Raw genomic sequence first — 23,648 nt, forward strand, 5'->3', positions numbered from 1 at the left:
ACGGCGGACCGCGCCGGTACCGGCCGGGGCCGGGAGCGGGGCGGTCCGCTCGGAAGGTTGGTTCGCGTGGGTGCCGGCCGGTTTCCGTCCGGTCGGCGGCGCTCCCCCGGCTGCCGGCGGTGAGAGGCCGGTACCACGGTGCGGGAGGCGGGCAGACCGGCGATTGTAGCCACAGGGCGGGGCGCGGTCGAAACGGTTTACGGGCTCCGCCGGAGGGCTCGGTACCCGGGGTACCCGTAGGGGACGCCGCGCCCCGGCATGGCACCGCAGGGCTACCCGCCCGGCCCCGGGGTTCCGTCTGCGGGCCGACGCGCCCGAACGGGTGACGGGAGCACCATGGACACATGAGCACAGCCACTCTGAACCCACGCAGGACCGGTCCCGCGCACGGCGCGACGGCGGCCACCGGTCACCACCGACCCCACCGCGTCGGCGACGCGGTGCGCGCCGTGAAGGTGTTCGTCACGGCGGCGTTCGGCGTCGTCGTCCTCGGGGAGTACGCGGAGGAGGCGGGCGTCGCCGGCCGGGGCCGCTGACCGCCCGCCTCCCGGGCTCAGCCCTCGGCGAGCAGCTCGTCCGCGTCGACGATGCGGTACGCGTACCCCTGCTCGGCCAGGAACCGCTGGCGGTGCGCCGCGAAGTCCTGGTCGATGGTGTCGCGGGCGACGACCGAGTAGAACCGGGCCTCGTGCCCGTCGGCCTTCGGCCGCAGGACCCGGCCCAGACGCTGGGCCTCCTCCTGGCGTGACCCGAAGGTCCCGGAGACCTGGATGGCGACGGTCGCCTCGGGCAGGTCGATGGAGAAGTTGGCGACCTTGGAGACGACGAGGACGCTGATCTCCCCGTTCCGGAACGCGTCGAAGAGCTTCTCGCGCTGGGCGTTGCTGGTCTCGCCCTTGATCACCGGCGCGTCCAGGTGTTCTCCCAGCTCGTCGAGTTGGTCGATGTACTGCCCGATGACCAGGGTCTGCTCCCCCCGGTGCTTGCGCACCAGCGCCTCGGTCACCTTCCGCTTGGTGGCGGTGGTGGCGCAGAACCGGTACTTCTCCTCCGTCTCGGCGGTCGCGTAGGCGAGCCGCTCGGAGTCGGTGAGGTTGACCCGGACCTCGACGCAGTCGGCGGGCGCGATGTAGCCCTGCGCCTCGATCTCCTTCCACGGGGCGTCGAACCGCTTGGGCCCGATGAGCGAGAACACGTCCGACTCCCGCCCGTCCTCCCGCACCAGCGTCGCCGTGAGACCCAGCCGCCGCCGGGCCTGGAGGTCGGCGGTGAACTTGAAGACGGGCGCGGGCAGCAGGTGCACCTCGTCGTAGACGACGAGCCCCCAGTCGCGGGAGTCGAACAGCTCCAGGTGCGGGTAGACGCCCTTGCGCCGGGTGGTCAGCACCTGGTAGGTGGCGATGGTGACCGGACGGATCTCCTTCCGCGTCCCGCTGTACTCGCCGATCTCGTCCTCGGTCAGCGAGGTCCGCTTCACCAGCTCGTGCTTCCACTGCCGGGCGGAGACGGTGTTGGTGACGAGGATGAGCGTGGTGGCCTTGGCCTCGGCCATGGCACCGGCGCCCACGAGGGTCTTCCCGGCCCCGCAGGGCAGCACGACGACGCCCGACCCGCCGTGCCAGAACCCATCCACGGCCTGCTTCTGGTACGGCCGCAGCGCCCAGCCGTCCTCGGCCAGCTCGATCGGATGGGCCTCGCCGTCGACGTATCCGGCGAGGTCCTCGGCGGGCCACCCCAGCTTGAGCAGGGTCTGCTTGACCTGCCCCCGCTCGGAGGGGTGCACGGCCACGGTGTCCGGGTCGATCCGGGCCCCGACCAGCGGCTGGACCTTCTTCGACCGGAGGATCTCCTCCAGCACGGGCCGGTCGGTGGTGGTGAGCACGAGCCCGTGCACCGGATGCTTGGACAGGGTGAGCCGCCCGTACCGCGCCATCGTCTCGGCGATGTCGACCAGGAGCGCGTGCGGCACGGGGTACCGGGAGTACTCGACGAGCGCGTCGACGACCTGCTCGGCGTCGTGCCCGGCGGCACGTGCGTTCCACAGCCCGAGCGGGGTGACCCGGTAGGTGTGGATGTGCTCGGGCGCACGCTCCAGCTCCGCGAACGGCGCGATGGCACGACGGCAGGCGTCCGCCAGGTCGTGGTCGACTTCGAGGAGCAGCGTCTTGTCGCTCTGGACGATGAGGGGTCCGCTCACGCGCTTCGGCCCTTTCTGCGGGGTGCGGCCACGGACGCGGCCAAACGTCCAGTGTGCCGCATCGCGGGGCGGGGCGGGGTGGGTGCGCGGTCAGCCCCTGGCCCGGGGCCTGCGCTGCGGCCCGAAGCGGACCGGGACGCCCGGGGAGTACAGCACGCTCATCGGCTCCCCGGCGGGTGCGGGCAGCCCGCCCGCCGCCACCAGGTCCTCGTCGCACTCCAGCAGGTCCGCCCGGTGCAGCGGCCAGCGGGGGTGGACGTTCGGCAGATACGCGGTCCGCCCGAGGAACGAGCTGTGCAGGGCCCACCGGGCGGTGAGGAAGTGCTCCAGGGGCGTCGGCCGTTCGATCGCCTCCCCGGTGCGCAGCACGATCCGGCTGCGCGCACCGCGCGGGCCGGGCCACCGCCGGGTGCTCGTGTACGTGAGGGTGTCGCCGGACCGTTCGACGCCCATCCGGGACCACACGTACGGCAGCCGGAACGCGGCCCGCGCCACGAGGACGGGGACGAGCCGCGAGGCGTCGAGGGACCGGAAGACGACCGCGCGCCGCCCCTGTCCGTCCACGGAGTACAGCCGGACGTTGGTCTCCGGGAAGGTCCCGAGATAGGGGATCCCCGGCAGCCCGAGCCCACCCACCCGGTACATCCGGAACGCCACGAGCCCCACGTGGGCCGCCCCGTCGAACGTATCGGGCACCGTGCCCGGCGGCAGCAGCGGCGCGACGTCCGCCGGGTCGACGGCCCAGTGCAGGAACGCCAGGTCCAGCCAGGACTGGGTGAGCAGCGGGGGCATCGAAGCGGCGGGCGGGTGGGGGGAGACGGGCTCGGGGGACACCGGCTTCGGCTCGGGGGCGCGGGCGGCGAAGGACATGCCCGCAGCATTCCAGACCGCGCCGTCACAGACGGCCCGCACGGGAGACCGACGGGCCCGCCCGGCGGCGGAGGCCCTGCGCCCGGCGATCTCCCGGCCGGGCGGCGCAGCGGAAGGCGGCCCTACCCTTTCCCGTCCTCCGCCAGCTCCGCCACGCCCGTGATCCGGTGCAGCGGGTAGGTGCGGACCTCGTCGGCGGTGTGGTCGTACGCCGTGACGAAGCCGCCCTCCACGCGGACCGGGGCGATCACGCGCTGGCTCGCCGCGCCGTCCGCGTTGACGTAGCCGATCCAGACCGTCGAGCCCGTCATCGCGGCCGCCTGGACGGTGGCCAGGGTCTCGGCGGGGGTGGTGCGGGGGAGGGCGCCCGAGGGGGTGGTGGACGACGGGCCGTCGGACGGGTCCTTGCGGACCGCCGTGGCGGCCGTGTCGCCCGCGCGGATGGCCCGGACCGCCGCCCCGAGCAGGGTGTCGTCCGGGACCGGCGGGCCTTCGGGGACCGGGACCGGGGGCGTGCGGGGCGGGGTGCGGCGGGCGCCGGCGCGGGTGATCAGGACGTCGCCCTCGGCGGATTCGGCGGCCGGGGCGTAGCCCATGTCGCGCAGGGCTTCCAGGAGGGAGCCGGGGTCGGCCTGGGAGGCCAGGACCGTGGGGGCCAGGCGGCGCAGGCGCAGTCCCGTGGAGCGCCGGTCGGCCAGGATCTCGTTGAGGACCGCCTCGTCGTCGCAGCGCACGTACGCGGACGCCGCCCCGATCCGCAGGTGGCCGTGGCGGCGGGCCACGTCGTCGATCAGGTAGCTCAGGGGCTGCGGCACCGGCGTGCGGCTGTGCGCGGCCAGGAACGCGTGCAGGTCGGCCGCCGCCTGCCCGGCGTCCAGGGCGCGGCGCACCGAGCCGGGCGTGAAGCGGTACACCGTCGCGCCGCCCTTCGACTCCACGTCGGCCAGGACGGAGAGCGTGTCCGCCAGCGGGCGTTCCAGGGGGCCCGGGGCCACCGCCGTCAGGTCCGCCTGGAGCAGGACGTGGTCCAGGGGGTCGGGGAGGAGGGGAGCCAGGCGGGCCGCCGCCGTCCCCTCGCCCTCGTCGAGCAGCGCGCGGGCCTGCGCGGAGAGCGCGCCCCGGCCCGTGATGCCCAGCAGCTCCGCCTCGTTGAGCGTCCACAGGGCCAGGCGGGAGCGGAGGTCCGCGCTCTCCGCGGCCGGAGCCGCGCCGCGCAACGGGCGTTCCCAGCGCAGCCGTCGCAGCAGCGACTCGGTCTCCGGGGCGGTGCCCGGCGGGAGTTCGGCGAACAGGGCCAGGACCCGGCGGCGTACGTCGGGGGCGGCCGAGCGGTCCAGCTCCGGGCCGAGCGCGGACAGGGCCCGGCCCTTGGCGTCCTGGCCGCCGACCAGGCCCGGGGTGCGGGTGGCGGCGAGCCAGGCGGTGGCCAGATGGGTCCAGCGGTCCTCGGCGGACAGGTCGAGCCACTCGTCGGACGCGGGCGTCGGCGCGTACCGTTCGTCGGTCTCCCCGTCGGAGGCCAGCAGCCCCGCCCCGTAGGCCAGTTCGATCCAGAACGCGGCGATCGGCTCGGAGACGTCCAGCGCGGTCGCGGCGCGCTTCAGCTCGCGCACGCTCAGGCCGCCCGCGCGCAGGATCGCGGGGCCGCCCCCGTTCCAGAGCTTCAGCAGCTCCTCGACCGTGGACAGCGCCGTGAACGCCTGCCCGGCCGCCGCCCTGTCCACAGCCTGTGGATCGCGTTCGGCCGCCGCCGGGACGACCGGGGGGACCGGTTCCGGCACGCGGTGCGCGCGCCCGGCCCGGAGATGGAGCGCCGCCTCGCGCGGCAGGACCACCGTCCGCGTCGACACCGGCAGCAACAGGCCCCGGTCGCGCAGCCACTTCACCGGAGGCGTCGGGTTGGGCGTGACCTCCCCGTACGGCGGGCCCCACACCAGCCGGTCCAGCACCGACAGCGCCTCCACCGGGGCGGTGTCCAGCAGCTCCGCCATCCGCGTCCGGTCCGTGAACAGGGCGGACAGCGCGGCCACCGCCGAGACCGGGTCGTGCGTCGCCGGCAGTCCCGTCGCCGCCAGGATCTCCTGGAGGCGGCCCGGCGACATGCCCGCCGTCGCCTCGGCGACCGTGGGGCCCAGGCCCGTCGGCGAGGGGTGCTGCGGGGACGGGGCCAGCAGTTCGCGGGCGGTGCGCACCAGCCGCAGCCGGTCGTCCTCGCCCCAGACCAGGGCCTGTTCGCGCAGGGTCGCGAGCGCGCCCGGCAGCGCGGCGGTGACCGCCGCACCCGCGTCGTCGCGCTGGTCTCCGTCGTCCAGGCCGTCGCCCGTGAGCAGGGAGAGCAGCGTGTCGTACGGGGCCGGGTCCGGGGCCACCGCCAGCGCCTCGGCGGTCTGCAACGCGAACCGGTCCAGGTGTTCCAGCGCGCGGACGACGGACGCCCGGGTGCCGGCCCGGGTGGCGAGCTGGGTGATGTCGTTCGGCACCGGGTTGAGGAGGTCGGGGCGGGCGCGCAGCAGCCCGGCCAGCGATTCGTCGCCCCGGGCGCGCAGGGCTTCGGCGAGCGTGCGCGGTGGTGTGGTCGTCCCCATCCGTCCCACGGTAGCCGCTGGAACGCTACCGTCGGGGCAGGGCCGGTAGAGGGGATGCACCGCGTGGGGATCGAGAGTGACCAGCTCGTCTACGACTACCTGAGCCGGGTCGGCGACCTGGCTCAGCAGCAACAGCTGTCGTCGGGCGCCCGGATGCGCCTGGTTTCGACCTTGCGGGGCGAGATCGACCGGCAGCGCGGCAGGGAGGGCGCGGACTCCCCGGCGACCGTGCGGCGCATCATCGGCAGGCTGGGCAGCCCGGACGAACTGGTCGCCGCGGCGGCGGAGTCGGCCGACGGCACGGTCACCCTGCCCACCGCGGGGGGCGGGGCGGAAGGCGGCGAGCAGCAGCGGCGGGCCTCCCTCCCCCGCCCCCGGGGCGGCCTCCTCCGCAAGGAGCCGAAGGAACCGAAGGAGCCGCGTGGGCCGAAGGGGTCCGCTCCGGAGGCGGGGGACGGCCGGGCCGCGAAGCCCTTCGGAAGGCCGAAAGCCGGTTTCGGGTGGGGCGCGTCGCGCCGCGGCCCCGAGGGCGGCGCCGGCGGCGCTCCGGACGACGGTGCCGACCGGGCGCCCGGCGGTGCCTCCGACCCGGCTTCCGGCCGGTCGGCCGGCGCGAGGTCCGCCGCCGTGCCCCGTCCGGCTCCCGCCCCCGACGACCAGGACGCGGCCGACGGCGTCCCGGCCCGCGACTGGCCCGATCCCTCCGCCCCGCACATGCTCGGCCAGTACCAGCAGGGGGACCCGGACGCGACCGACTGGTGGCGCCTGGAGCCGGGCCCCTTCGACGAGGGCACCGCCGTGCCCGGGTTCTTCGGCGGCATCGAGGCGCCGGAGCTGCTCGGAAGGCGGCCCCGGCCCGTCGAGAAGGACGGGCAGGACGGGCCGGCCCCGCAGGGCGGGAAGGACGCGCCGGGCAGGGCCGAGGACGCGGCGGGCAGGGCCGGGAAGGCCGGGGCCGCGGAGGAGACCGGGGCCGGGACCGCCGCGCGACGCCGCGCCCTGCGCCTCCTGAAGCTCCGCCGCCGCAAGGCCGCCGCGGTGATCGTCGAGCCCGGGGCCGCCGTCCCCGGCCCCCGCGGCGGCTTCGCCCACCCGCTGCTGCTCCTGGCCGCCGTGCTGCTCGTCGCCGGTGTGGTCACCGGTTCCTGGCTGCCGCTGGCGGGCGGCTGGCTGATCGCGTACAGCTCGCGCACCCTCTCCCGTACGGAGGCGAAGTGGGCGGCGCTCGGTCTGCCGGGCGTGGTGGCGGCCGGGGCCCTCGTGTGGGTGTGGGGCCGGATGGAGGGGCGCTGGGGCGAGCCGATCCGCGAGGGCGCGATGCGGGACGTCCTGCTGGACGCCTGGCCGGTGGTCGTCCGCGTCGCCGCCGTGGCCTCGGCGCTCTACCTGGTCTGGCGGGCGCGGCGGCGGGCCGGCTGACCGGGGCGCGGTCAGCCGGCCCGCCGGGCCGGGCCGGCCGGACGGGGTGCCGCGTGCGGCTGGACGGATTGCCGCGTGCGGCTCACGGGGTGCCGTGCCGGGCCCGTCCGCACGGCGCCGCGGCGGCTACTTCGTCATGAGGGTTTCGAACTCCTCCAGGATCTTGCCCGCGGCCGTGTAGCCGATGCCCGCGATCCACAGCCGGTCGTCGACCTTGAAGACCTTGTCGTTCCGGGCCGCCTTCAGCCCCTTCCACAGACCGCTGTTCATCGTCTTCGTCGTCCCGGCCTTGCCCGGGTCGCCGTACGTCGACGTGAAGATGACGTCCGCGTCCGCGAGGTCGATCTTCTCGGGCGACACGTCGTACGAGAACCCGTCCTTCGCCTTGTCCGTGATCGCGGGGCGGCCGGTGCCGATGTCGGCGAGGAGTGAGCCGATGTAGTTCTGCTTGCCGTAGATGCGGATCTCGGCGCCCTCGACGAAGCGGACGAAGTTGACGTCCGTCGCGGCGGCCTTCTCCTTGCCGCCGAGCGCCTCCGTCACCTTCGCCACCTGCGTGTCGTAGGTGGCGAGGACCTTCTTGGCCTCGGCCTGCTTGCCGAGGGCCTCCGCGTGCACCTGGAAGTTCTCCTTCCAGGCGCTGCCGGTCGCCTCCGTCATCACGGTCGGGGCGATCTTGCTCAGCTCGTCGTAGCGCTCCCCGTCACGGACCTTGCTGGTGAGGATCAGGTCGGGCTCGAGCGCGGCGACGGACTCCAGACTGGCGTTGGCGATCTCGCCGACCGGGGTGATGTCCTTCGTCTCGCTCGCGGGGAGGTAGGAGGGGAAGGCGTCCTCGGACGCCGAGTGCGTCGCGCCGACCGGCCGGACGCCGAGGGTGATCGCGGAGTCCAGCTCGCCGGAGTCCAGGACGACGACCCGCTTCGGCGACGCGGGCACCTCGACCTTCCCGTTCGCGGTGTCCACGGTGCGCGTCTTCGCGGAGGAGCCGGAGGAGCCGGAGGAGTCCCCGGCGGGGGCCGGGTCCGACGAGCCGCACCCGGCGAGGGTGAGCGCGGCGGTCACGGCGAGGGAACCGGCGACGAGGGTGCGGCGGCGGTCGCGGAGCAGGGGGTGGAGGCGGGACGTCATGTCACGGACCTTTCTGGGAGGAGGAGCCCGACGGGGCCGGGGACGGAGACGGGGGCGAGGGGGACCAGGGGGCGCTCGGGACCACGAGCGGCGAACCCGTCACCGGGTCCGGGACGATCACCGCCTCCAGGCCGAAGACCTCGGCGACGAGTTCGGCGGTGACGACGTCCCCGGGCCGGCCCTCGGCGACGATCCGCCCCTCCTTCATGGCGACCAGGCGGTCCGCGTACCGGGCGGCCTGGTTGAGGTCGTGGAGCACGGTGACGACCGTACGGCCCCGGGTGCCGTCCTCGGCGGGGGACGCCAACTGGCGCACCAGGTCCAGGACCTCCACCTGGTGCGCGATGTCGAGGTACGTCGTCGGCTCGTCGAGCAGCAGCAGGTCCGTCTCCTGGGCCAGCGCCATCGCGATCCACACCCGCTGGCGCTGACCGCCCGACAGCTCGTCCACCGACCGGTCGGCCAGCGCCGAGACGTCGGTACGGGCCATGGCGGCGGTCACCGCCCGCTCGTCCTCGTCCGACCACTGCTGCCACCAGCTCTGGTGCGGCTGGCGCCCCCGCGCGACCAGGTCGGAGACGGTGATCGCCTCGGGGGCGACCGGGGTCTGCGGGAGCAGCCCGATGGACCGGGCGATCCGCTTCGTGGGGATCCGCGCCAGCTCCTCGCCGTCCAGCAGGACCGCCCCGCCGCGCGGCTTCAGCAGCCGGCCGAGCGCCCGCAGGGTGGTGGACTTGCCGCACGCGTTCGGGCCGACGATGACGGTGACCTGCCCGTCGGGCACCGTGAGGTCCAGTTCGTGGACCACGGTGCGGTCCTCGTACGCGAGGGTCAGGGAGCTCGCGGCGAGCCTGCCGGTGTGCTGCGCGGTGCCGGAGCCGGTGCCGGTCGTCGTGCTCATGCGGTGCCTCCACTGCGGCCGCGGTGACCGCGGATGATCAGCCAGATCAGGTACGGGGCGCCGACCGCCGCCGTGAGGACGCCCACCGGCAGTTCGGTGGGCGAGAACAGCTTCCGGGCGAGCAGGTCGCCGAGGACGACGATCACCGCGCCCAGCAGCGCCGAGGACAGCAGCGGGATCTGCGCGGTCCGGGTCAGCCGGCGGGCGACCTGCGGGGCGAGCAGCGCCACGAAGTCCACCGGGCCCGCGGTGCCCGTCGCCACGGACGCCAGGACCACGCCGAGCGCTACCAGCCCGAGCCGTACGCGCCCCAGGCGCACGCCCAGCGCGGTGGCGGTGTCGTCGTCCATCGTGACGGTGCGCTGCGCACGGGCGGCCCAGGCGATGGCGGGCAGCAGGACCACCAGCGTCCAGCCGATCGGGGCGGCCTCCGACCAGCCGCGCCCGTTCAGCGAACCGGTCATCCAGATCTGCGCCTGCTGGGCGACCAGGTAGTCGCCCTTGGTCAGGAACAGGGTGGTCACCGAGCGCAGCGCGATGGCGAAGCCGATGCCGATGAGGACGAAGCGGGTGGCGTGCAGGCCGCCGCGCCACGCGAAGACGTAGACGAGGGCCGCCGCCGCGATGCCGCCGACGACGGAGAGGTAGGGCAGGACGGTGTACGAGGTGATGCCGAAGGTCATCGCGCCGACCGTGAGCGCGCTGGCGCCCTGGCTGATGCCGATGATGTCGGGGCTGGCCAGCGGGTTGCGGGCCACCGTCTGGATCAGCGCCCCGGCGATCCCGAACGCCGCGCCGACGAGCAGCCCGACGACCATGCGGGGCAGTCGCAGCGTGCCCACGACCAGCTCCGCCGACGACGGCTGCCCGAGGATCACCTTCACGACCTCGCCCGGCGCGACGAAGGTCTCGCCGACGCAGAGGTAGACGACGCAGACGGCGGCCAGGAGGACGACGAGGGAGGCCGCGACGCCGGTGGCCCGCCGGTGCAGCAGGAACCGGCCGCGCGGTCCGGCCTTCACGACGGAGTACCCGGCGGGCCGGACCCGTGCGGCCCTCGCGGGCGCGGGCGCGGTCGTGGACGTCCCGTTCACGCGGGCACCGCCTTCCGGCGTACGAGGGCGACGAGGAACGGCACCCCGATCAGGGCCGTCATGACGCCCGCCGGGACCTCGCTCGGCGGGAACACGATCCGGCCGACGACGTCCGAGACGAGCAGCATCACGGGGCCGATCAGCGCCGCCATGGGCAGCACCCAGCGGTGGTCGCTGCCGACGACCGCGCGGGCGATGTGCGGGACGGCGAGGCCGATGAACGCGATCGGCCCGGCGGCGGCGACCCCGACGCCGGTCAGCACGGTCGCCCCGACGCCGCCGACGATCCGGACCGCGGCGACGTTCTGCCCGAGCCCCTTCGCCACGTCCTCGCCGAGCGCGAGCGCGTCCAGGCCGCGGGCGACGGAGAGCACCAGGACCGTCCCGACGAGGAGGAACGGCCACACCTGCTGGACGACCTCCGCCTCCCGGCCGGCGATCGAGCCGACCTGCCAGAAGCGGAACTCGTCCAGCGCGGCGGCGTTCGTCGTGAGGATCCCCACCGTCACCGACACCAGCAGCGCGTTGATCGCCGCGCCGCCGAGCGCGAGCTTCACCGGGGTCGCCCCGCCGCGCCCGCTGGAGGCGATGGCGTACACGGCGACCGAGGCGAGCGCGGCGCCCGCGAAGGCGAACCACACGTACCCGGTGAGCGTGTGGACCCCCGCGAACGCGATGGCCGTCACCACCGCCACCGAGGCGCCCTGGCTGATGCCGAGGATGCCGGGATCGGCGATGGGGTTACGGGTGATCCCCTGGAGCACCGTGCCCGCGAGGGCCAGCGCCGCGCCGACCATCAGCCCGATGAGCGTGCGCGGCACCCGCATCGTGCGGATCACCTCGGCCGCGTCGGAGTGCCCGCCGTGCAGCAGGACGTCGAGCACCTCGCCCGGAGGGATGGAACGCGCGCCCACGGCGAGGCTCAGCAGGACCGCCACCAGCAGGGCGAGTACGGCCGCGCCCGTGGCGGCGGCACGTCGGGAGAGGCGGGGGGCACGGGGTGGCGCGGCGGTCCGCACGGGCGCTGACGCTGACATTTCACCCAATCGGGACGGACGCGGACGTGACGGAACGTGAGGGAGCGCCGGGGGCGCGGGGCCAGGACGGTAAGGCTTGGCTAAGTGCGCGACTCAGTCTAAGCGGCGGCGTTCTGCGGCCGAAGGGGGCTTCGGAGCGGGCTCGGGAACGGGCGCGGGGGTGGGCTCAGGAGCCGTCCGCCCCAGGGGGGGGCGAGGGCGGGGTCGGGGACGGCTTCGGGGCTGCCTCCGGCCGGTCGGCACAATGGCAGGCATGGCTTCCACGGATCAGAACCCTTCCCAGCAGCCGCTCGGGCACCCCCGCCGGCGCCCCCTGACGGTCGGCTTCGACCTCGACATGACGCTCGTCGACTCCCGGCCCGGTATCGCCGCCGCCTTCCGGGTCCTGTCCGCGGAGACCGGGGTGCCGATCGACGTCGACCTGGTGGTGAACCGGCTCGGCCCGCCGCTGGAGACGGAGCTGGCGCACTGGTTCCCGGCCGACCGGGTGCCCGCCGCGGCCGCCCGCTACCGGGAGCTCTACCCCGACCACGCGATAGCCCCGTGCACGGCTCTCCCCGGGGCGCGGGAGTCGGTGGCCGCGGTGCGGGCGCTCGGCGGCCGGGCGATCGTCGTCACGGCGAAGTTCGCCACGCACGCGAAGCTGCACCTGGCCCACCTCGGCATCGAGCCGGACACGGTGGACGGCTGGCTGTGGGCGGAGGCCAAGGGCGAGGCGCTGCGCGAGCACGGCGCTCAGGTGTACGTCGGCGACCACACCGGCGACGTCCGCGGGGCCCGGGTCGCCGGAGCGCTGTCGGTCGCGGTGACGACGGGCCCGTGCGACGCGGCGGAGCTGCGGACGGCGGGCGCGGACGTGGTGCTGGAGGACCTGACGGGCTTCCCGGCCTGGCTGGCCGCCTTCGAGGCGGACCGGGCGGCCTGACGCGCGGCGGCGTCAGACGCGGTTCGCGGCCCGTTTCGGGGAGTTCGACCAGGCCGAGCGCACGACGCCCGCCCCGGCGATCAGGAACCCGACGCCCATCAGCATGCAGACCGCGTACGCGACCGGAGGGAACGGGTCCGTGCCCAGGAACAAGGGGGCCACGGTGACCAGTGTGGCCAGTGCGCCGACGAAGAAGACGATCGCGCCGACCTGAACAAGCCGGTCACCTGCGCCTGAAGGAGTAGTACTCACGCGACCAGGGTAGTTCCCAGCCCGGAGGAACTCTCCGGCGACGTCTTGTCACCGGCCGGGGGCCCATTAGCCTGGGACCGGGCGGGTCACGGTGACCCGCTGCACTGCTATCCGGAGCCGTTTTCCCCGGGAGACCGGCTCTTTCCGCACACCGACGAGTACGAGGACGAGGACAGACGTGCCCACCGGCAAGGTCAAGTGGTTCAACAGCGAGAAGGGCTTCGGCTTTCTCTCCCGCGACGACGGCGGCGACGTCTTCGTCCACTCGTCGGTTCTCCCTGCCGGGGTCGAGGCCCTCAAGCCCGGCCAGCGCGTGGAATTCGGCGTGGTCGCGGGCCAGCGCGGCGACCAGGCCCTCTCCGTGGTGGTCCTCGACCCCACCCCGTCCGTCGCCGCAGCGCAGCGCCGCAAGCCGGACGAGCTGGCGTCGATCGTGCAGGACCTGACGACGGTCCTGGAGAACATCACGCCGCAGCTGGAGCGGGGCCGCTATCCCGACAAGGCCGCCGGCGCGAAGATCGCGGGGCTGCTGAGGGCGGTCGCCGACCAGCTCGACGTCTAGGTCCTGTTGCGCAAGTAGCGCGGGACGCCCCCCGGCAGGCGCAGCCCGCCGGGGGGCGTCCTTTCCGGCCGGGTCAGGGGAACGCCAGCGCGTCCGGGCCCAGCGGCGGCACCAGTCCCTCGGCCGCCGCACGGGTCAGCAGGCCGCGGACCGCCGCGTAGCCGTCCTCGCCGAGGTCGGCGGTGAACTCGTTCACGTACAGCCCGATGTGCTGGTCCGCGACGGCCGGGTCCATCTCCTGGGCGTGCTCCAGGACGTACGGCCGGGACACCTCCGGGTCGTCCCAGGCGAGGCGGACCGAATCGCGGACCGCGTCGGCCAGCCGGCGCAGGGTCTCCTCGCCCAGCGAGCGCTTGGCGATGATCGCGCCGAGGGGGATCGGGAGGCCCGTGGTGTCCTCCCAGTGCCGGCCCATGTCGGCGAGGTTGTGCAGACCGAAGTTCCGGTAGGTGAAACGGGCCTCGTGGATGACCAGGCCGGCGTCGACCTTGCCGTCCCGCACGGCGGGCATGATCTCGTCGAACGGCATGACGACGACCTCGCCGACGCCGCCCGGGACCGTCTCCGCCGCCCAGAGCCGGAACAGCAGGTACGCCGTCGAGCGCTCGCTCGGCACGGCGACGGTCCGGCCGGTCAGGTCGAGGCCCAGCTCCTTGGAGAGGACCAGCGGACCGCAGCCCCGGCCCAGCGCCCCGCCGCAGGGCAGCAGCGCGTACTCGTCGAGCACCCACGGCAGCACGGCGTAGGACACCTTCAGGACGTCCAGCTCACCGCGCTCCGCCATGCCGTTGGTGAGGTCGATGTCGGCGAAGGTCACGTCCAGCGCGGGTGCGCCGGGGACCCTGCCGTGCGCCAGGGCGTCGAAGACGAAGGTGTCGTTGGGGCAGGGGGAGAAGGCGATCTCGATCGCGTCCCCGGCCGGGCCCCGGCTAGCTGTGGTGTCGGTCGTCATGCCGGTTCCAACCTTCCAGTACGGGTGCGGTCTTCCCGAACGCGTCCGTGAGCGCCGCCAGCGCGTCGCCGATGCGCCAGGCGTCCCGGTCGCGGGGGCCCACGGCGTTCGACACGGCCCGCAGCTCCATGACGGGCAGGCCGGCCCGGGCGGCGGCCTCCGCGACCCCGAAGCCCTCCATCGCCTCGGCCAGCGCCCCCGGGTGCGCGGCGAGCAGGTCCGCGGCGCGCTCGGCGGTACCGGTCACGGTGGAGACGGTGAGGACGGGGCCGGCGGTGGCGCCCGCGGCGCCCGCCACCTCCCGTACAAGCGCCGGCGGCGCGGTGAAGCGGTCCCGGCCGAAGCCGAGCGCGGTGACCGGGAGGAAACCGTCGGGGGTGTCGGCGCCCAGGTCGGCGGCGACGAGGTCGCTCGCCACGACCAGCGAGCCGAGCGGCGTCAGCGGGGTGAACGCGCCGCCGATCCCGGCCGAGACGACCAGCCCGTACGGCGCGGACGCCGACGCCAGCGCGAAGGCGGTCGCCGCCGCGGCGGCGGCCGGGCCCGCACCGCCCGCCAGGACGTCGAACGCGCCGCGGCGGTGCAGCTCGCCCCCCGGCAGCGCCACCGCCTCCGGCGCGCCCCCGAACGCACGCGTGACCGCGTCCCGTTCCACCGGGACAGCGGTCACGACCAGCACACGCACGGGTTACAGCCTCAGGGTCGAGGACGGGGGAAGGGCGCTCCGGACCGAGCGGGTCAGTCCTTCTTGAGCTCGAACTGCCAGATGCCCGTGAGCTTCTTGCCCTTGGTCTCCACGATGGAGATGTTCGTCTTCTCGGACGGCTGGCCCGTCTGGCTGGCGAAGAACGCGCTGCCGGGGATCGTCCGGTAGGTCTTCTCGTACGGCTCCTGCTCGGCCTGCTGGCCGTTGATGAACAGGGTCCAGCCGTTCTCGGCGATCTCGGGGTCGACGCCGAAGCGGACCTTGTCGTCCATGGAGACCGTGATGGTCTTCTCGGCCTTCTTGTTCAGGCAGCCCTGGATCAGGGACTCCTTGATCGCCTCGCCGTCGTTGTAGCAGGCGGCCTCGGTGTTCACCGAGTCGCTGCCGACCGTCACGGTGGCGAGCGGCGTCGGCTTGTCGCAGGCGGAGAGGACAAGGAGTCCCGCGGACACGGCACCAAGAGCGACGCCGATTCGACGGCCCTTACCGGAGAAGAACGCAACGGTCATGGGCCGAAGGCTATCGGTCGCCTCCGCTCATGCCACGCGGGGGTGCGGCGTGCCGCGCCGCGCGGCCCCCAGGAGGCCCCGTACGGACGTGGCCGCGCCGAGGGCGAGAATGCCCGCCGCGACGGACATGCCGAGCACCGCGTTGAGCGGCAGGACGATGCCGATGGCGCCGCCGACCACCCACGCCATCTGGAGCAACGTCTCGGACCGGGCGAACGCGGAGGTGCGGACCTCCTCGGGCACGTCCCGCTGGATCATCGCGTCGAGCGACAGCTTGGACAGGGCCTGGGTGAAACCGGCGACCGCGCCGAGCGCGGCGACCAGCACCGTGGAGAAGAAGACGGCGGCCAGGACCGCCACGCTCAGCGCGAGCCCCAGCACCGTCGCGATGATCACCTCGGGGCCCCGGGCCCGCAGCCACGAGCCCACCGCCGTACCGCAGGCGTTGCCGGCGCCCGCCGCCACGCCGACGATGCCGAGCGAGACCGCCGCGCTCTGCCCGGCCAGCGGGTGCTCGCGCAGCAGGAACGCCAGGAAGAAGATGAGGAAGCCGGAGAGGGCCCGGTGCGCGGCGTTGGCCTGGAGCCCGTGCAGGACGGACCCGCCGACGGACCGCAGCCCCGGTGGCCGCTCCCTGGCCGGCTTCTCCCCGTTGCCCCGCTTGCGCAGGCCCGCCCGGGTGCTGCCCCGGCCGGGGGCGGGCCGGGGCGTGGCGTCCCCGTGGTGCGGGACGATCAGCCGCGCCCGGCGCTCGCCCTTCGCCGAGTCGACCTTGGGCGGCAGGGTGAAGGCCAGGAAGGTGCCCGCGACGAAGATCGCGCAGGCGCCGTAGAGCGGCCACGGCGGGCCGATGGTCTGGAGGCCGGCCCCGATCGGGGCCGCCACCCCGGTGGCCAGCAGCCCCGCCAGGGTCACCCGGGAATTGGCCTTCACCAGGGAGAACCTGGGTGGCAGCAGCCGTGGCACGACCGCGCTGCGCACCACGCCGTACGCCTTCGACGAGACCAGGACGCCCAGGGCCGCCGGATACAGCTCCAGCCCTCCCGTGGCGACCGCGCCCGACATGGTGATCGCCAGCAGCGCCCGGGCCAGCATCGCGCCCGCCATCGCGGCGCGCCGGCCGTGCGGCAGCCGGTCCAGGAGCGGGCCGATCACCGGGGCGAGCAGGGTGAAGGGGGCCATGGTGATGGCGAGATAGAGGGCCACCCGGCCCCGCGCCTCGTCCGTGGGCACCGAGAAGAAGACCGTGGAGGCGAGCGCGACCGTGATCATGACGTCGCCCGCGCCGTTCACCGCGTGCAGTTCGATCAGTTTTCCGAGTCCGGATTCGCCCGCGCCGTGCGCGTGGGTCGCTCGGCGGATACCGCGCGCCGCGCCGGTGAACGGGGCGCGCAGGGCATGGCCCGTCGCCCGCCCCGCCCTGCGGAGCGGGCCGGGACCGTCGTGCGACCTGGCGGCAGTCACCCCGTCATAGTGCCCCAACCCTGGCCGGTATGAACGGTGATCGGCCCCGGACGCGCGTGTGACGCCCTGTCGGGCGAGCGCGGCGGTGGCGTCCCGGGCGCTTTCGCCACCCCTTTCCGATGGGCGTCGGCGGCAGGCCGGCGGGAACGGATACGGCACGTTTGGGACGGGCAGGTGGGCGCAGCGCGGCGGAGAGGGTAGCGTGCGTAACGCGCCACCGGCGGTTGTTCTTGGCCGCGCGCCTCTCGGCGATCCCGCAGAATGGGTGGCAGAAGGCGCGCCCGAGGCAGGCACAACGGGTGTGGACGTCGACGCGGCCCCCAGGTCCGCTCCGCCCGCACTTGTCTGGCCGAAACGGCAATCGTGCAGCAGCTGGCGCGCTCGTGAGACTGGCGTATGGAGAGAAGCGAAGACCTGTGAGTGCTGCGACGACGACGCGAAGCCGTACGGCCCGGACCCCCGTTCCCGACCGCCTGTGCGCCGAGGCGGTGGACCTCGCGCGGGCGGCCGCGGAGGAGGCCGCCGCGCCCGGTGTGGTCGGTGAGCACATCGGTGTGGTCTCCGAGGGAGACCGGGTCGTCACGCACTACTTCGAGGCCAAGGAGCCCGGGTACCGGGGCTGGCGCTGGGCGGTGACGGTCGCGCGGGCCTCCCGCGCGAAGAACGTCACCCTCGACGAAACGGTGCTGTTGCCGGGGGACGACGCGCTCCTGGCGCCGGAGTGGGTGCCGTGGAGCGAGCGGCTGCGCCCCGGCGACATGGGCCCCGGGGACCTGCTGCCCACCGAGGCGGAGGACCTGCGCCTGGAGCCCGGCTGGACGGGCGAGGACGAGCCGCCGCCGAACTCCGCGGTCTCCCCGGAGCTGGCGGAGCTGGCCGACTCGGAGGACGCCGAGCTGACGGACCGGCCGGTGGCCGCGATCAGCCGCGGGTCCATCGCCGCGGTCGCCGACGAGCTCGGTACGCGCCGCGCGCGGGTGCTGTCCCGGTACGGGCTGCACGCGGCGGCCGACCGCTGGGACGAGGAGTTCGGCCCGAGGACGCCGATGGCCCAGGCGGCCCCGGCGACCTGCGTCAGCTGCGCGTTCCTGATCCCGATGGCGGGCTCCCTGAAGCAGGCGTTCGGGGTGTGCGCGAACGAGTTCGGTCCGGCGGACGGACATGTGGTGTCGCTGGCGTACGGCTGCGGCGGGCACTCGGAGGCCGCGGTGATGCCGAAGCCGGTCCGGCCGGCGGATCACGCGTTGGACACGATGCGGGTGGACGCGTACGCGCTGCGCCCGGAGCGGGGCGAGGGCTCGGTCCCGGCCGAGCCGGACGGCGCGTCGGAGGACCTGGGCCACTCCTGAGACGCCCGCCCCGGGGCTGCCCGGTGATGGTGGGCCTCTCCGGCCCGTCCGGCCACACCAGCCCGTCCGGCGTTTGAGGACGGAACCCTGGCGGTGGTCCGGGGCGCCGCCTTTTCAGCCCGTCCGGCGTTTGAGGACGGAACCGTCGACGCGGTGCCGGGTGCCACCGCAGGATCCTGCGCACCACGTGCCTGTTCGGTGACCGCCGCCCTGGTCAGGGGTTCCGTCCGCACACGCCGGACGGGCTTGAATTGCCCGGGGACAGGTCGCCGCGGGCACCGGGTCGGCCCGGGACGCTGGTACGGCAAGGGCGGCGCGCGCGGTACCTTCGGGCGCACACCGGGCCGCACGGGCACACGCGGTCCACCCACAACGCGGACGGAGTCGAGAGCGTGAGCATGAAGGCGACCGAGGGGGCCGATCCGTTCGGGACGGCACGGCTGCGGCGCGGCGTGCTCGACGCCTGGGGGGCCGGGCCCGCCCGGTTCCGGGAGGACGCCAACGCCGAGGAGGACCTGGCGCTCGGCGGCTACCGCGACCGCCTCGTCGTCGAGCTGGCCCAGAACGCCGCCGACGCCGCCGCCCGCGCCCGCGTTCCCGGCAGGCTCCGGCTCACCCTGCACCCCGCCGCCCCCGGCGACCCGGACGACCGCTGCGTGCTGGCCGCCGCGAACACCGGCGCGCCGCTCGACGCCACCGGCGTGGAGTCCCTGTCCACCCTGCGGGCCTCCGCCAAGCGCGAGGGCCACGAGTCCTCCGTCGGCCGCTTCGGCGTCGGGTTCGCCGCCGTCCTCGCGGTCAGCGACGAACCGGCCGTGCTCGGCCGCCACGGCGGCGTGCGCTGGTCCCTGGCCGAGGCCCGTGAGCTGGCCGGGGAGGCGGCCGTCGGCTCCCCCGGCCTCGGGGACGAGCTGCGCCGCCGCGACGGGCACGTACCGCTGCTGCGCCTGCCGCTGCCCGCCGAGGGCTCCGCGCCCGACGGGTACGACACCGTCGTCGTGCTGCCGCTGCGCGACGGCACCGCCGAGGACCTGGTGGCCCGGCTGCTGGCGGCCGTGGACGACGCGCTGCTGCTGACCCTGCCCGGCCTGGACGAGGTCGTCATCGAGACCCCGGACGGCACCCGGACCCTGAGCCGGTCGCAGCAGGGCCCGTACACGCACATCGACGACTCCGCCCGGGGCCTGAACCGCTGGCGCACGGTCCTCCACCACGGGCCCGTCGAGCCCGCCCTGCTCGCCGACCGCCCGGTCGAGGAGCGGCTGCGCCCGCACTGGTCGGTGACCTGGGCGGTCCCGGTCGACGAGTCCGGCGCCCCGCTCCACCCCCGTACGGCACCGGTCGTGCACGCCCCGACGCCCACCGACGAGCCGCTCGGCGTCCCCGCCCTGCTCATCGCCTCCCTCCCGCTGGACACCGCCCGCAGGCACCCCGCGCCTGGGCCGCTGACCGACTTCCTGGTGGAGCGGGCGGCCGACGCGTACGCGGAGCTGCTGGGCGGCTGGCGGCCCGTGTCGACCGGGACCATCGACCTGGTGCCGGGGCCGCTGGGCAAGGGCGGCCTGGACGGGGCCCTGCGCGGGGCGATCCTGGACCGGCTGCCCCGGGTCGCGTTCCTGGAGCCCGCCGCGCCCCGGGACCCCGAGGCGGAGAACGGCTGGGGCGACGACTGGGACCGGGACGGGGACCGTACGGAGGAAACCGCCTCCGCCCTGCGGCCCGTGGAGGCCGAGGTCGTCGAAGGCGTCGGGGCCGAGACCGTACGGGTGCTCGCCGAGGTGCTGCCCTGCCTGCTGCCCGCGGGCCTGGAGCGGCGCACCGAGCTGCGGACCCTCGGGGTAGCCCGGGTTCCGCTGACCGAGGCCATCGACCGGCTCGCCGGCCTGGAGCGCGACCCCGCCTGGTGGCACCGGCTCTACGACAGCCTCGCGGGCACCGACCCGGACCGGCTCACCGGCCTGCCCGTCCCGCTCGCCGGTGATCCGGCGGACGAGCGGGAGGGCCGCCCGCCGCGCACCACGATCGGGCCGCGCCAGATCCTGCTGCCGCTCCCGGACGCGCTCACCGGGCCCGTTCTCGCGCGCCTCTCCCGGCTCGGCCTCAAGGTCGCCCACCCGGACGCGGCCCACCCCCTCCTGGAGAAGCTCGGCGCCCTGCCCGCCACCCCCCGCGCCGTGCTGACGACCCCTCAAGTCCGGGCCGCGGTCGCCGCGTCACTGGACGCGGGGGAGATCTGGGACGAGGACGCCCTCGACGGCGACGAGCTCGCCGAGACCGTGCTCACCCTCGTCCGGGACGCCGAGCTGGCCCCCGGCGACGAACCGTGGCTCGGTGCGCTCGCCCTCCCCGACGAGGACGGCGAACCGGCCCCGGCGGGTGAACTCGTCCTCCCCGGAAGTCCGTTCTCCCGGGTCATGCGCGAAGGCGAACTCGCCCTCGCCGACCAGGAGCTGACGGACCGCTGGGGTCAGGGGCCCCTCACCGCCTGCGGGGTGCTCGCCACCTTCGCCCTCGTACGGGCCGCCGACGTCGTCCTGGACCCCGATGAACTGGAGCCCCGCGACGGCGACTTCGCCGAACCCGACGACGCCGGGCTGCTGGACGCCGTCGACGTGTGGTGCGAGGACCTTCTCGACCAGCTGCCCGAGACCCCGGTGCCGCCCGTCGCCACCGAGATCGTCGCCGTACGGGATCTGGACCTGGTCGACGACGACGCCTGGCCCCAGGCGCTGGCGATGCTGGCGCAGCCGCCGCTGCGCGACGCGCTGACGCAGCCGGTGCGGGTGCTGCTCCCGGACGGCACGACGCAGTCCGTGCGCCCGTACACCGCGTGGTGGCTGCGGGACCACCCCGTGCTGGACGGCCGCCGCCCGGCCGGACTGCGCGCGGCGGGCGGCGACCCCCGGCTGGCCGGGCTCTACGACGCGGTGGACGCCACCGGCTTCGACGACACCCAGGTGCTGCGGGCGCTCGGGGTGCGCACCTCGGTGGCGGCCCTCCTGGACGAGCCGGGCGGCGCGGCCGAACTGCTGGGCCGGCTCGCCGACGAGGACCGCCCCGTCACCCCCGTACAACTGCACGCCCTCTACACGGCGCTGGCCGAGCTGGACCCGGACCGGGTGACGCTGCCGGACGAGCTGCGCGCGGTGGTGGACGGGGACGTGGCCGTGGTCGACGCGGCGGACGCCGTGATCGCGGACGCCCCGGACGTGCTGCCGCTGACGGAGGGGCTGCCGCTGCTCCCCGTGGCCCCGTCCAGGGCCGCCGAGTTGGCCGAGCTGCTCCAGGTGCGGCGGCTCGGCGAGACGATCGAGGCGGGTGTGACGAGCGAGGGCGAGGAGCACCGCGTACCGGAGTCGGTCCGCGTCCTGCTCGGCCCCGGCACCCCGGACACGTACGTCGAGCACTCCGAACTCCGCGCGGGCGGCGTCGAACTGGACTGGCGCCGCACGAGGGACGGGGTGGTCCACGCCGCGACCCTGGAGGGTGTGGCGGCCGGCCTGGCCTGGGCGGCCGGCCAGTGGCCCCGTCGCTTCGAGGTCGCGGCCCTGCTGGAGGACCCGTCCCGGACGGCGGAGCTGGCCCGGGACCGCTGGTTCGACTGAGGCGGGCGCCGGACCCGGGCGCGTCCGCCACGGGCGGGGCGGACGCACTCCGCAGCGCCTTCACGAAAAACACATGTTCGTGTACAACCCTTCACGGGTGGAGCCGGTCTGATCCGACGAGTCACGGATTGCCGTCAACGGGCAATCGCTTCATGACCGTTCGGACCGGCCGCCCCGGCTCACCCGGGAAGGCCCTTTCTCCACGGGGAAACACATGCGTATGCGCACCTCTGCCGGCGTCGTCGTCGCCGGCGCCCTGGCCGTCTCCGCCCTCGCCGTTCCGGCCGCTCAGGCCGGTGGCCGCTCGGGAGACACCGCCATCACCAAGGTGACGGTGAACGGCGGCGCGGCCGTCGTCGTCGGCACGTCCGCCGCCAAGAAGTTCTCGGTCACCCTCACGGCCAAGGACGACTCGGGCATCGACGGCGCGGACGTCACCCTCTTCGGCCCCTCGTTCGGCATGCTCTCCCCGACCAGCACCAGTTGCTCGGGCAACACCTGCACCGCCAGGTTCGTGGTCGACCCGAAGGTGGACCTCGCGTACAGCAACGAAGTGGCCGGGACCTGGTACGTCGACGCCTGGGTGGACGCCAACGACGGCGACTACGTGTGGACGGAGAAGGTCAAGTCCTTCAAGCTCCAGCGCGCCTCGAAGATCACGGCCAACGCCTCGCCGGAGCCCGTGAAGAAGGGCAAGACCATCACGGTCACCGGGAAGCTCACGCGCGCCGACTGGGGCACGTTCACGTACAAGGGCTACAGCAAGCAGTCCGTGCAGCTCCAGTTCAAGAAGAAGGGCGCCAAGAGCTACTCGACCGTGAAGACGGTCAAGACCAGCTCCACCGGCGCCCTGAAGACCACCGTCAAGGCCTCGGCCGACGGCACCTGGCGCTACAGCTTCGCCGGTACGTCCACCACTCCGGCCGTCTCGGCCGCGGGCGACTACCTCGACGTGAAGTAGCGGCCGTCGTGCGCCCGCCGCCGCCCCGTGGGGACGGGTCGGAGGCGGGCGCGCACCGGCGCGGAAAGGTCTTCACGAAAAAGTCACGGATCGTACAACCATGCGCGGGGTTCGCTCGTCTGTTCTTGTGAGCCAAGAGGCTCATGGATCAGATGGGTCCCGCCGGGCTGACGACACAAGCGCGCCCCGGGGCCCCTTCTCCACTTGGGGACTCATGCGTATTCGTGCCACCGTGGCCGCCGTTTCCGGCGCCCTGGCCCTTTCCGCTCTCGCAGTACCGGCCGCGCAGGCCGATGACGGTCGTTCGTGGACCGTGGACCACGGCGTCACAGCTCCCCAGGCCCCGGCCGGGGAGAAGTCGAAGCGGGCGTTCGGCGCCGCCGCGCAGGCCGTCGACAACGCCAAGATCACCTCCGCGGTCGTCAACGGCGGCAAGCCGATCGTCGTCGGCACCAAGTCGAAGGTGACGGTGCCCTACACGGTGACGGCCACCGACGACTCCGGCATCGCCGGTGCCGCCGCGTTCATCTGGATCGGCTCGTCCGTCGACGCCGAGGACAGCTTCGGCTTCGGCCCGAACGAGAAGTCGGTCTCCTGCAAGGTGGTCAGCGCGACCACCACGACCTGCAAGGGCACCATCACCCTCACCCCGGGCCTGATGCTCAACTCGGACGCGACCTGGTGGCGCGTCGGGGCGGCGGCCGGCGCCAACGACGGCCAGGAGCTGGAGCGTGACGCGGTCTCCAAGGTCCGTGTCCAGCGCTTCTCCAAGCTGACCGTCAACGCCTCCCCGGAGCCCGTGAAGAAGGGCAAGACCATCACGGTCACCGGCAAGCTGACCCGTGCCAACTGGGACACCGGCACGTACAAGGGCTACAGCAAGCAGTCCGTGCAGCTCCAGTTCAAGAAGAAGGGCGCCAAGAGCTACTCGACCGTGAAGACGGTCAAGACCAGCTCCACCGGCACCCTGAAGACCACCGTCAAGGCCTCGGCCGACGGCACCTGGCGCTACAGCTTCGCCGGCACGCCGAGCACCCCGGCCGTCTCGGCCAAGGGTGACTTCCTCGACGTGAAGTAGTCGTCGTCCAGCGGTACCCACAGGCGAAAGCCCCCGGGAGGACCACCGTCC

20 protein-coding genes are annotated in these 23,648 nt (G+C 74.5%); 8 read left to right on the top strand and 12 right to left on the bottom strand.

Going from position 1 to position 23,648, the window contains the following annotated elements; translation table 11 throughout:
- Nucleotides 1–344: 344 nt before the first annotated feature.
- Nucleotides 345–536, top strand: coding sequence for a hypothetical protein (locus DTB53_RS31395; RefSeq protein WP_003967306.1), 192 nt, complete (start codon nucleotides 345–347; stop codon nucleotides 534–536).
- A 17-nt stretch (nucleotides 537–553) separates the two neighbouring features.
- On the opposite strand, the gene DTB53_RS31400 is transcribed toward DTB53_RS31395, so the two are convergent.
- The 3 genes from DTB53_RS31400 to DTB53_RS31410 form a co-directional block, all read right to left on the bottom strand.
- Entirely contained in the window at nucleotides 554–2,197 is a 1,644-nt protein-coding gene (locus DTB53_RS31400) for a DNA repair helicase XPB (protein ID WP_012379714.1), read from the bottom strand.
- 90 nt (nucleotides 2,198–2,287) lie between these two features.
- On the bottom strand, nucleotides 2,288–3,067 hold the full coding sequence (locus DTB53_RS31405; protein ID WP_042496501.1) for a YqjF family protein: 780 nt from the start codon (nucleotides 3,065–3,067) through the stop codon (nucleotides 2,288–2,290).
- A gap of 122 nt (nucleotides 3,068–3,189) precedes the next feature.
- Entirely contained in the window at nucleotides 3,190–5,652 is a 2,463-nt protein-coding gene (locus DTB53_RS31410) for a helicase C-terminal domain-containing protein (protein ID WP_012379712.1), read from the bottom strand.
- Between the two features lie 54 nt (nucleotides 5,653–5,706).
- On the opposite strand from DTB53_RS31410, the gene DTB53_RS31415 reads away from it, so the two are divergent.
- Nucleotides 5,707–7,071, top strand: coding sequence for a hypothetical protein (locus DTB53_RS31415; RefSeq protein WP_012379711.1), 1,365 nt, complete (start codon nucleotides 5,707–5,709; stop codon nucleotides 7,069–7,071).
- 126 nt (nucleotides 7,072–7,197) lie between these two features.
- Here DTB53_RS31415 and DTB53_RS31420 read toward each other — a convergent pair whose 3' ends face one another.
- The 4 genes from DTB53_RS31420 to DTB53_RS31435 are packed head-to-tail and all read right to left on the bottom strand — an operon-like array spanning nucleotide 7,198 to nucleotide 11,234.
- Nucleotides 7,198–8,202, bottom strand: coding sequence for an ABC transporter substrate-binding protein (locus DTB53_RS31420; RefSeq protein ID WP_012379710.1), 1,005 nt, complete (start codon nucleotides 8,200–8,202; stop codon nucleotides 7,198–7,200).
- Nucleotide 8,203: 1 nt separating this feature from the next.
- A complete protein-coding gene (locus DTB53_RS31425) occupies nucleotides 8,204–9,103 on the bottom strand; it encodes an ABC transporter ATP-binding protein (protein WP_012379709.1) in 900 nt (299 codons plus the stop codon).
- Nucleotides 9,100–10,197, bottom strand: a complete 1,098-nt coding sequence (locus DTB53_RS31430) for a FecCD family ABC transporter permease (protein ID WP_012379708.1) — start codon at nucleotides 10,195–10,197, stop codon at nucleotides 9,100–9,102. The genes DTB53_RS31425 and DTB53_RS31430 overlap by 4 nt, the downstream gene beginning before the upstream one ends.
- Nucleotides 10,194–11,234, bottom strand: coding sequence for a FecCD family ABC transporter permease (locus DTB53_RS31435; protein WP_012379707.1), 1,041 nt, complete (start codon nucleotides 11,232–11,234; stop codon nucleotides 10,194–10,196). The genes DTB53_RS31430 and DTB53_RS31435 overlap by 4 nt, the downstream gene beginning before the upstream one ends.
- Before the next feature lie 253 nt (nucleotides 11,235–11,487).
- Between DTB53_RS31435 and DTB53_RS31440 the strand changes: the two genes are divergently transcribed.
- Nucleotides 11,488–12,159: an HAD family hydrolase gene (locus DTB53_RS31440; protein ID WP_003967297.1), complete on the top strand. Its 672-nt coding sequence runs from the start codon at nucleotides 11,488–11,490 to the stop codon at nucleotides 12,157–12,159.
- Nucleotides 12,160–12,171: 12 nt separating this feature from the next.
- Here DTB53_RS31440 and DTB53_RS31445 read toward each other — a convergent pair whose 3' ends face one another.
- On the bottom strand, nucleotides 12,172–12,411 hold the full coding sequence (locus DTB53_RS31445) for a hypothetical protein (RefSeq protein ID WP_003967296.1): 240 nt from the start codon (nucleotides 12,409–12,411) through the stop codon (nucleotides 12,172–12,174).
- A 178-nt stretch (nucleotides 12,412–12,589) separates the two neighbouring features.
- Here DTB53_RS31445 and DTB53_RS37910 point away from each other — a divergent pair, with 178 nt between their 5' ends.
- A complete protein-coding gene (locus tag DTB53_RS37910) occupies nucleotides 12,590–12,973 on the top strand; it encodes a cold-shock protein (RefSeq protein ID WP_003967295.1) in 384 nt (127 codons plus the stop codon).
- A gap of 73 nt (nucleotides 12,974–13,046) precedes the next feature.
- Here the strand turns inward: DTB53_RS37910 and DTB53_RS31455 are convergent, their stop codons facing one another.
- Genes DTB53_RS31455 through DTB53_RS31470 form a run of 4 tightly spaced genes read right to left on the bottom strand, consistent with a single transcriptional unit; the run spans nucleotide 13,047 to nucleotide 16,604 of the window.
- Nucleotides 13,047–13,925 (bottom strand): 1,4-dihydroxy-6-naphtoate synthase, encoded by an 879-nt coding sequence (locus DTB53_RS31455; protein WP_012379706.1) that lies wholly within the window; start codon nucleotides 13,923–13,925, stop codon nucleotides 13,047–13,049.
- Nucleotides 13,903–14,610 carry a futalosine hydrolase gene (locus DTB53_RS31460; RefSeq protein ID WP_012379705.1) on the bottom strand — a complete coding sequence of 236 codons (708 nt, stop codon included), beginning with the start codon at nucleotides 14,608–14,610 and terminating at the stop codon, nucleotides 13,903–13,905. Before DTB53_RS31460 ends, DTB53_RS31455 begins: the two co-directional genes overlap by 23 nt.
- Before the next feature lie 53 nt (nucleotides 14,611–14,663).
- Entirely contained in the window at nucleotides 14,664–15,140 is a 477-nt protein-coding gene (locus DTB53_RS31465; protein ID WP_003967292.1) for a hypothetical protein, read from the bottom strand.
- A gap of 27 nt (nucleotides 15,141–15,167) precedes the next feature.
- Nucleotides 15,168–16,604, bottom strand: a complete 1,437-nt coding sequence (locus tag DTB53_RS31470) for an MFS transporter (protein WP_003967291.1) — start codon at nucleotides 16,602–16,604, stop codon at nucleotides 15,168–15,170.
- A 416-nt stretch (nucleotides 16,605–17,020) separates the two neighbouring features.
- Between DTB53_RS31470 and DTB53_RS31480 the strand changes: the two genes are divergently transcribed.
- The 4 genes from DTB53_RS31480 (at nucleotide 17,021) to DTB53_RS31495 (ending at nucleotide 23,597) form a co-directional block, all read left to right on the top strand.
- Nucleotides 17,021–17,953 carry a DUF3027 domain-containing protein gene (locus DTB53_RS31480; RefSeq protein ID WP_012379704.1) on the top strand — a complete coding sequence of 311 codons (933 nt, stop codon included), beginning with the start codon at nucleotides 17,021–17,023 and terminating at the stop codon, nucleotides 17,951–17,953.
- A 398-nt stretch (nucleotides 17,954–18,351) separates the two neighbouring features.
- On the top strand, nucleotides 18,352–21,558 hold the full coding sequence (locus DTB53_RS31485; protein WP_012379703.1) for a sacsin N-terminal ATP-binding-like domain-containing protein: 3,207 nt from the start codon (nucleotides 18,352–18,354) through the stop codon (nucleotides 21,556–21,558).
- Between the two features lie 214 nt (nucleotides 21,559–21,772).
- Entirely contained in the window at nucleotides 21,773–22,519 is a 747-nt protein-coding gene (locus DTB53_RS31490; RefSeq protein WP_012379702.1) for a hypothetical protein, read from the top strand.
- Nucleotides 22,520–22,733: 214 nt separating this feature from the next.
- Nucleotides 22,734–23,597: a hypothetical protein gene (locus DTB53_RS31495; protein ID WP_012379701.1), complete on the top strand. Its 864-nt coding sequence runs from the start codon at nucleotides 22,734–22,736 to the stop codon at nucleotides 23,595–23,597.
- Nucleotides 23,598–23,648 lie beyond the last annotated feature (51 nt).

Source organism: Streptomyces griseus, from assembly GCF_900460065.1.
GTDB classification, from domain to species: Bacteria; Actinomycetota; Actinomycetes; order Streptomycetales; family Streptomycetaceae; genus Streptomyces; species Streptomyces griseus.

Excerpts from the sequence above, each read along its gene's own strand:
- DTB53_RS31395 (WP_003967306.1), top strand. The coding sequence starts at position 345 with ATGAGCACAGCCACTCTGAACCCACGCAGGACCGGTCCCGCGCACGGC.
- DTB53_RS31405 (WP_042496501.1), bottom strand. The coding sequence starts at position 3,067 with ATGTCCTTCGCCGCCCGCGCCCCCGAGCCGAAGCCGGTGTCCCCCGAG.
- DTB53_RS31410 (WP_012379712.1), bottom strand. The coding sequence starts at position 5,652 with ATGGGGACGACCACACCACCGCGCACGCTCGCCGAAGCCCTGCGCGCC.
- DTB53_RS31415 (WP_012379711.1), top strand. The coding sequence starts at position 5,707 with ATGCACCGCGTGGGGATCGAGAGTGACCAGCTCGTCTACGACTACCTG.
- DTB53_RS31420 (WP_012379710.1), bottom strand. The coding sequence starts at position 8,202 with ATGACGTCCCGCCTCCACCCCCTGCTCCGCGACCGCCGCCGCACCCTC.
- DTB53_RS31425 (WP_012379709.1), bottom strand. The coding sequence starts at position 9,103 with ATGAGCACGACGACCGGCACCGGCTCCGGCACCGCGCAGCACACCGGC.
- DTB53_RS31435 (WP_012379707.1), bottom strand. The coding sequence starts at position 11,234 with ATGTCAGCGTCAGCGCCCGTGCGGACCGCCGCGCCACCCCGTGCCCCC.
- DTB53_RS31440 (WP_003967297.1), top strand. The coding sequence starts at position 11,488 with ATGGCTTCCACGGATCAGAACCCTTCCCAGCAGCCGCTCGGGCACCCC.
- DTB53_RS31455 (WP_012379706.1), bottom strand. The coding sequence starts at position 13,925 with ATGACGACCGACACCACAGCTAGCCGGGGCCCGGCCGGGGACGCGATC.
- DTB53_RS31465 (WP_003967292.1), bottom strand. The coding sequence starts at position 15,140 with ATGACCGTTGCGTTCTTCTCCGGTAAGGGCCGTCGAATCGGCGTCGCT.
- DTB53_RS31485 (WP_012379703.1), top strand. The coding sequence starts at position 18,352 with ATGAAGGCGACCGAGGGGGCCGATCCGTTCGGGACGGCACGGCTGCGG.
- DTB53_RS31490 (WP_012379702.1), top strand. The coding sequence starts at position 21,773 with ATGCGTATGCGCACCTCTGCCGGCGTCGTCGTCGCCGGCGCCCTGGCC.
- DTB53_RS31495 (WP_012379701.1), top strand. The coding sequence starts at position 22,734 with ATGCGTATTCGTGCCACCGTGGCCGCCGTTTCCGGCGCCCTGGCCCTT.